At 71.3% G+C, this 6264-nt stretch carries 5 protein-coding genes; all 5 read left to right on the top strand.

Features of this window, described 5'->3' with window-relative positions; translation table 11 throughout:
* Window positions 1–169: 169 nt before the first annotated feature.
* The 5 genes from ACFQ7F_RS21370 (at window position 170) to moeZ (ending at window position 6204) form a co-directional block, all read left to right on the top strand.
* A complete protein-coding gene (locus ACFQ7F_RS21370) occupies window positions 170–1888 on the top strand; it encodes a DUF3492 domain-containing protein (protein WP_383272645.1) in 1719 nt (572 codons plus the stop codon).
* Window positions 1885–3111, top strand: coding sequence for a hypothetical protein (locus tag ACFQ7F_RS21365; RefSeq protein ID WP_383272643.1), 1227 nt, complete (start codon window positions 1885–1887; stop codon window positions 3109–3111). Before ACFQ7F_RS21370 ends, ACFQ7F_RS21365 begins: the two co-directional genes overlap by 4 nt.
* 160 nt (window positions 3112–3271) lie before the next feature.
* Window positions 3272–4225, top strand: coding sequence for an NAD-dependent epimerase/dehydratase family protein (locus ACFQ7F_RS21360; RefSeq protein WP_383272641.1), 954 nt, complete (start codon window positions 3272–3274; stop codon window positions 4223–4225).
* A complete protein-coding gene (locus ACFQ7F_RS21355; RefSeq protein WP_383272639.1) occupies window positions 4213–4962 on the top strand; it encodes a spherulation-specific family 4 protein in 750 nt (249 codons plus the stop codon). Before ACFQ7F_RS21360 ends, ACFQ7F_RS21355 begins: the two co-directional genes overlap by 13 nt.
* 63 nt (window positions 4963–5025) lie before the next feature.
* A complete protein-coding gene (gene moeZ / locus ACFQ7F_RS21350; protein ID WP_383272637.1) occupies window positions 5026–6204 on the top strand; it encodes an adenylyltransferase/sulfurtransferase MoeZ in 1179 nt (392 codons plus the stop codon).
* The last annotated feature ends 60 nt before the right edge of the window (window positions 6205–6264 follow it).

Genomic DNA, 6264 nt, shown 5'->3' with positions numbered 1-6264 from the left:
CATGGCCCTACATTCCCCTACGGCATGGGTTATTTTAGGGCGGTTCCCCCTTTTTGGTGGGTTCTTTCAAACCCGTCCAACCGGCCACCGGCATGTCCGCATACGTTCGTCCCGCTGCGAGCCGCTGGTCCAACGGCGGCTCTCCATATGGGAGATCGGGGGTGTACGCGTGCGCATCGGACTGCTTACGGAGGGTGGCTATCCGTATGTGAGCGGTGACGCCAGGCTCTGGTGCGACCGGCTCGTGCGCGGGCTCGGGCAGCATGAATTCGACATCTACGCACTCAGCCGCAGCGAGCGGCAGGAGGCGCAGGGCTGGATCGAGCTGCCGCCCCAGGTGGAACGGGTGCGGACGGCGCCCTTGTGGATGGTCGACGACGACGCCGCCTTCGGAGCCGGGTACGGACGGCGGGCGCGGCGGCGCTTCGCGGAGTGCTTCGGTGAACTGGCCGCGGTGGTGTGCGACTCCGGTGTCTCCGGGGAATCCGGGTCCTCCGGGGCGTTGGCGGACCGTTTCAGCAGTGCGCTCCACGGCCTCGCCGAACTCGCGATGGACGAGGGCGGACTCGTCGCCGCACTGCGCTCCGAAGCGGCCGTGCGCGTCCTGGAGAGCGCGTGCCGCGCGCCGGGCGCACTCCGCGCCGCGCGCACCGCACGGGTCCCCGACCTGCTCGCCGTGGCGGGCCACCTGGAGCGCGCGCTGCGGCCGCTCTCCCTCGACTGGTACGGAGACGACGGCCTCGGCGCGGTGGACCTGTGCCACGCCACGTCCGGCGGCCCTGCGGCGCTCCCCGGTCTCCTCGCCAAGCACTTCTCCGGAGTGCCGCTCCTGGTCACCGAGTACGGCGTACAGCTGCGGGCGCACTACCTCGCGACCGGCGACGACGCGCTCAGCGCGCCGGCGCGGGCGCTGCTCACCTCCTTCCACGGCAAGCTCGCCGCCGAGGTGTACCGCCGGGCCACGATCATCACGCCCGGCAATACGCACGCCCGCCGCTGGCAGGAGCGGTGCGGGGCCGAGCGCGCGAAGCTGCGCACCGTCTATCCGGGCATGGAGGCGTCCCGCTTCGCCGATGTCGGCGAGCGCGAGGACCCGGGCGACCCGGACACCCTCCTCTGGGTCGGACGCATCGAGCCGGCCAAGGACCTGATCTCCCTCCTGCACGCCTTCGCGGAGGTCCGCAAGGAGGAGCCGAAGGCGCGTCTTCGCATCGTCGGCGCACCCGCGGAAGGCCCGGAGGCCGCCGCGTACCTCGCGCACTGCAGGGCGCTCGCCGCGCAGCTCTTCCCCGACGAGGCGCAGGGAGCGCACGCCGTCGGCGACAACCCCGTGTCCTTCGAGGAGATCGGCACGCCCGAAGCGCCCGAACTCGAGGACGCGTACGCCGCGGGGAGCGTCGTCATCCTGTCGAGCGTCGTCGAGGGGTTCCCGATCAGCCTGGTCGAGGCGATGTTCTGCGGGCGCGCGACGGTCTCCACGGATGTCGGCGCGGTTGTCGAGGTCATCGGCGGCACCGGGCTCGTGGTGCCGCCGCGCAACCCGCGGGCTCTCGCCGAGGCGTGCGTGGCACTGCTGCGCGACGCGGGGCGGCGCGAGCGGCTCGGTGCTGCGGCGCGTGCGCGGGCGCTCGAACTGTTCACCGTGGAGCAGAACATCGAGGCATTTCGCGGCATCTATCTGGAGATCGTCTCGCACTGTCCGGTGCACAGGGAGGCGGTCGACGACACAGGCGAGCCGGTGCCGTTCGGCAATCCGGCGGAGGCGTACGTGCCGGGGCGGTGGGCGGTCGCCGCGGGCGGCGGGGACGCGGGCTCCGGCTCGGGCGGTGGGCCCAGCTGGGCGCGGGAGACGGACCGGCCGGAGCAGTTGAAGGGGGCGGGCGTATGAGCAAGCAGCAGAAGGTGGATGCGCCGCGGGCTCCGGCGAGCCCTGGTGGGTGGGATGTGCGGTCGGAGGAACTGGTGGCCGACGCGGCACTGGTGGGGGAACCCGCGGCTTGGCGGGGGCCAAGCGCCGGTGCCGGTGCCGGTACTGCCTCCAAGCCTGTACGACGCGGTGGCGTCGATCCGGTGAAGGCGCTGATGCACCGGCATCGAAAGCTGTGCGAGCGCGCCGTCGACCCGCTGGAGATCGCCGCCGGGCTCGAGGCGCACGGGGTGACCGACAGGACCGCCGCGCGGTTCAGGCACCGGGACGTGTTCGCGCTCGCCGAGGAGATGTACGCGCGCGTGCCGCGCGGCGAGGAGGAACGCGGCGTCCCCGTGGCGCTTCCCTCACATGGAGCTCCCCAACTGCCGACCGGCTGGGCGCTGTTCGCCCTGCTGCCGGGTGTGGTCTGCGGGCTCGCAGCCGTGGGGCTCGAACTGAGTGAGGGGCGTGCGCGGATCGCGGTGGGGCTCGGCGGAGCGCTCGCCGTCGCCGTCGCGCTGCGGGTGGCTCTTCGGTACGGTCCGCTGCGTTGCGCGCACCAGGTGGTGCCGGCCACGCGCGCGTGGGTGTGTCTTCTCGTCGCGTACGCCCTCTTCGGAGACGGTCTGCTGCGGGCCGCCGTCTCCGGTGGACCCGATGGCCCCTGGGCGCCGTCGACCGCTGTCGCCCTGGGGCTCTCGCTCGCTGTCGCGCCCGCGGTGTGGTGCGTGTGGCTGTTCGCCGTGGGGGCACGGAGGCGGTTGTCGCTCAGCCGGGGGCTCGCCGAGTTCACCTCTGCCGTACGGCCGTTGCTCCTGGGCGTGGTCGCGCTGTACCTCTGCGCCCTGGGTGCCCTGCTCGTGGGGTCCGGTGCCGTCTACGGCGTGCGGGCCGCTGCCGGTGCCGGAGCTCTCGGCGCGCTGCTGCTGCTCTCCCGGCTCCTCTCCTCGTACGGGTTCATGCGTGCGCCCCTGCTGATGCTGGGGGCCGCGGGAGCCGTGGAGGTGGGCTCGATCGCCTGCGTGTTCGCCGGGCGTCTGCCCGGGTTCGCGTGGCTCGCGGCCCCGGTGGAGGGGGCGGTCCGGGCCTGGGGGCCCGGTGTCGTACCCGTCGTCGCGTGTGGCGCCGCCGCGTGCGTGCTGTTGCTCCATTCCCTGCGGGTGCTCAGCCGGGCCTCCGCGCACGCGGGCGGGGCGCCTTGAGCGTTCCTGCCCGCCCCACCCCACTTCACTCCACTCCGAAAACTTTCTCTCCCGCGGGGCCGACACCGCGGGCCTTACCCCGTGATTTACGGCAACCCTCTGAAGGAGAACACCAGATGAGCACCCCCAGCATCCGAGAATCCGATCCGGGAGCCGCCCGATGAGGGTGCTGTTGATCGGAGCCAACGGATATCTCGGCCGGTTCGTCGCCGACCGGCTGCTCGCCGACCCGGCGGTGCAGCTCACCGCGCTCGGCCGCGGCGACGACTCGGACGTACGGTTCGACCTCGCGAGCGGCAGCCCCGGCGCGCTCACCCGCTTCTTCGACGCCGTGCACCCGGGCGTCGTCATCAACTGCGCGGGTGCCACCCGTGGCGGTGCCCGCGAGCTGACCCGGCACAACACCGTCGCCGTCGCCACGATCTGCGAGGCACTGCGCCGCAGCGGATGCGGGGCGCGCCTCGTGCAGCTGGGCTGCGCTGCCGAGTACGGGCCCAGCCAGCCGGGGTCCTCCACCGCGGAGGACGCCGTGCCCAGGCCCGGCGGACCGTACGGAGTCAGCAAGCTGGCCGCCACCGAGCTGGTGCTCGGGGCCGGTCTCGACGCCGTCGTCCTGCGGGTGTTCTCGCCCGCGGGGCCCGGCACCCCGGCCGGATCGCCGCTCGGGCGGCTCGCCGAGGCCATGCGCCGGGCCATGCAGGCCGGTGACGGCGAGCTCAAGCTCGGGGGCCTCGGTGTGCAGCGGGACTTCATCGACGTACGCGATGTGGCGCGCGCCGTGCACGCCGCCTCGCTCTCCGCGGCCCAAGGAGTCGTGAACATCGGCGCGGGGCGGGCCGTGCGGCTGCGTGACGCGGCCGCCGTCCTGGCGCGCGTCGCCGGGTACGGCGGAGCCCTGCACGAGCTCGACCAAGGGGCCCTGCGGCAATCCATCGGGCACCCGCGCTCCGAATCCGACCACGGGAACCCGGCCGCCTACCCCTATCCCGACGGGTGCGGCAGCTGGCAGCAGGCCGATGTGCGCACCGCGCGCGACCGGCTCGGCTGGCGCCCCCGCATCAATCTCGAAGAGTCACTCGCCGACATCTGGATGGAGGCGGCATGCCGCATCTGACCAGCACAGCCACAGGCACCGCGCACACCGACGTACGTCTCGGCTTCGGCATTCCGGGCTTCGCGCACCCCCTCGTCGCGCCCGCCGAATGGTCCGAACTCACCCGTCCCGGCGCCCCTTTGCACTGGGTCGTCCTGAATGTGAGCAGGGGGCCGGGGGAGCGGCCCGACCCGCACTGTCTGGAGGCGGCGGGGCGGCTGCGGAACGCGGGCGTGCGTGTTCTCGGTCACCTCGACGCGATGTACGGCGCGCGCAGCTTCGGGGAACTCGTCTCCGACGCGCACCGCTACCTCGACTGGTACCAGGTCGACGGCTTCTCCCTTGACCGCTGTCCCACGGAGCGCGCGTCGCTCCCCGAGGTGCGCAGGACGGTCACGACCCTGCGGGCGCTCTGCGACGACGCCCACATCGTCCTGGGGCACGGCACCCATCCGTATCCCGGGTACGCCGAGTCCGCCGACCAGTTGGTGACCTTCTCCGGCCCCTGGAGCGACTACCGCTGGTCACAGGTGGCCGAGTGGACCGCCGACTATCCGCCCGAGCGCTTCTGCCACTTCGTGCACGGCATGCCGCGCGGCCACCTCGACGAGGCGCTGCGCATCGCACGCTGGCAGGGCGCGTCGACGATCTACTTCACCGACCGCGTGGACAGTGGGGGAGCGGACGACCCGTGGGAGTCGATGCCCGGGTACTGGGACGAAATCGTCTCGCGCATCGGAACGGGTGTCTCGGAATGAAGAAGGGCGTGGCAGTGTTACGGAGAGAACCACCGATCCGAAATACCGACCAACGGAGTCCCCGTGTCGCTGCCACCCCTGGTGGAGCCAGCATCTGAGCTCACCGTCGACGAGGTTCGCAGGTACTCCCGCCACCTGATCATCCCCGACGTGGGGATGGACGGGCAGAAGCGGCTGAAGAACGCCAAGGTGCTGTGTGTCGGCGCCGGCGGCCTCGGGTCACCGGCGCTGATGTACCTCGCCGCGGCGGGCGTCGGCACGCTCGGCATCGTGGAGTTCGACGAGGTCGACGAGTCGAACCTGCAGCGCCAGATCATTCACAGCCAGGCCGACATCGGCCGCTCCAAGGCGGCGTCGGCGAAGGACTCCGTCCTCGGCATCAACCCGTACGTGAACGTGATCCTCCACGAAGAGCGGCTCGAGGCCGAGAACGTGATGGACATCTTCAGCCAGTACGACCTGATCGTCGACGGCACGGACAACTTCGCCACGCGATACCTGGTCAACGACGCGGCCGTGCTGCTCAACAAGCCGTACGTGTGGGGTTCGATCTACCGCTTCGACGGCCAGGCCTCCGTCTTCTGGAGCGAGCACGGCCCGTGCTACCGCTGCCTCTACCCGGAGCCCCCGCCCCCCGGCATGGTCCCCTCCTGCGCCGAGGGCGGCGTCCTGGGCGTGCTCTGCGCGTCCATCGGCTCCATCCAGGTCACCGAGGCGATCAAGGTCCTGGCCGGCGTGGGAGACCCGCTGGTCGGCCGCCTGATGATCTACGACGCCCTGGAGATGCAGTACCGCCAGGTCAAGGTCCGCAAGGACCCGGACTGCGCGGTCTGCGGCCCGAACGCCACCGTCACCGAGCTCATCGACTACGAGGCCTTCTGCGGCGTCGTGTCGGACGAGGCCCAGGAGGCGGCGCTCGGCTCGACGATCACTCCCAAGCAGCTCAAGGAGTGGATCGACGCGGACGAGAAGATCGAGATCATCGACGTCCGTGAGCAGAACGAGTGGGAGATCGTCTCGATCCCCGGCGCCAAGCTGATCCCGAAGAACGAGTTCCTCATGGGCACCGCCCTGGAGAGCCTTCCGCAGGACAAGAAGATCGTCTTGCACTGCAAGACGGGTGTCCGGTCCGCGGAGGTCCTCGCCGTACTGAAGTCCGCGGGCTTCAGCGACGCGGTGCACGTGGGTGGCGGCGTGATCGGATGGGTCAACCAGATCGAGCCCGACAAGCCGATCTACTAGGCGTAGCGCCTGCTACTAGGCGTAGTGCTTGAACGGAGATGGGGCCCGCACCTCTTGGTG

The sequence above is a fragment of the Streptomyces sp. NPDC056486 genome (genome assembly GCF_042795295.1).
Classification (GTDB): domain Bacteria; phylum Actinomycetota; class Actinomycetes; order Streptomycetales; family Streptomycetaceae; genus Streptomyces.
The sequence above is the reverse complement of the archived record's forward strand: the minus strand, read 5'-3'. Positions and strand labels throughout refer to the sequence as shown.

Excerpts from the sequence above, each read along its gene's own strand:
- ACFQ7F_RS21365 (WP_383272643.1), top strand. The coding sequence starts at position 1,885 with ATGAGCAAGCAGCAGAAGGTGGATGCGCCGCGGGCTCCGGCGAGCCCT.
- ACFQ7F_RS21355 (WP_383272639.1), top strand. The coding sequence starts at position 4,213 with ATGCCGCATCTGACCAGCACAGCCACAGGCACCGCGCACACCGACGTA.
- ACFQ7F_RS21360 (WP_383272641.1), top strand. The coding sequence starts at position 3,272 with ATGAGGGTGCTGTTGATCGGAGCCAACGGATATCTCGGCCGGTTCGTC.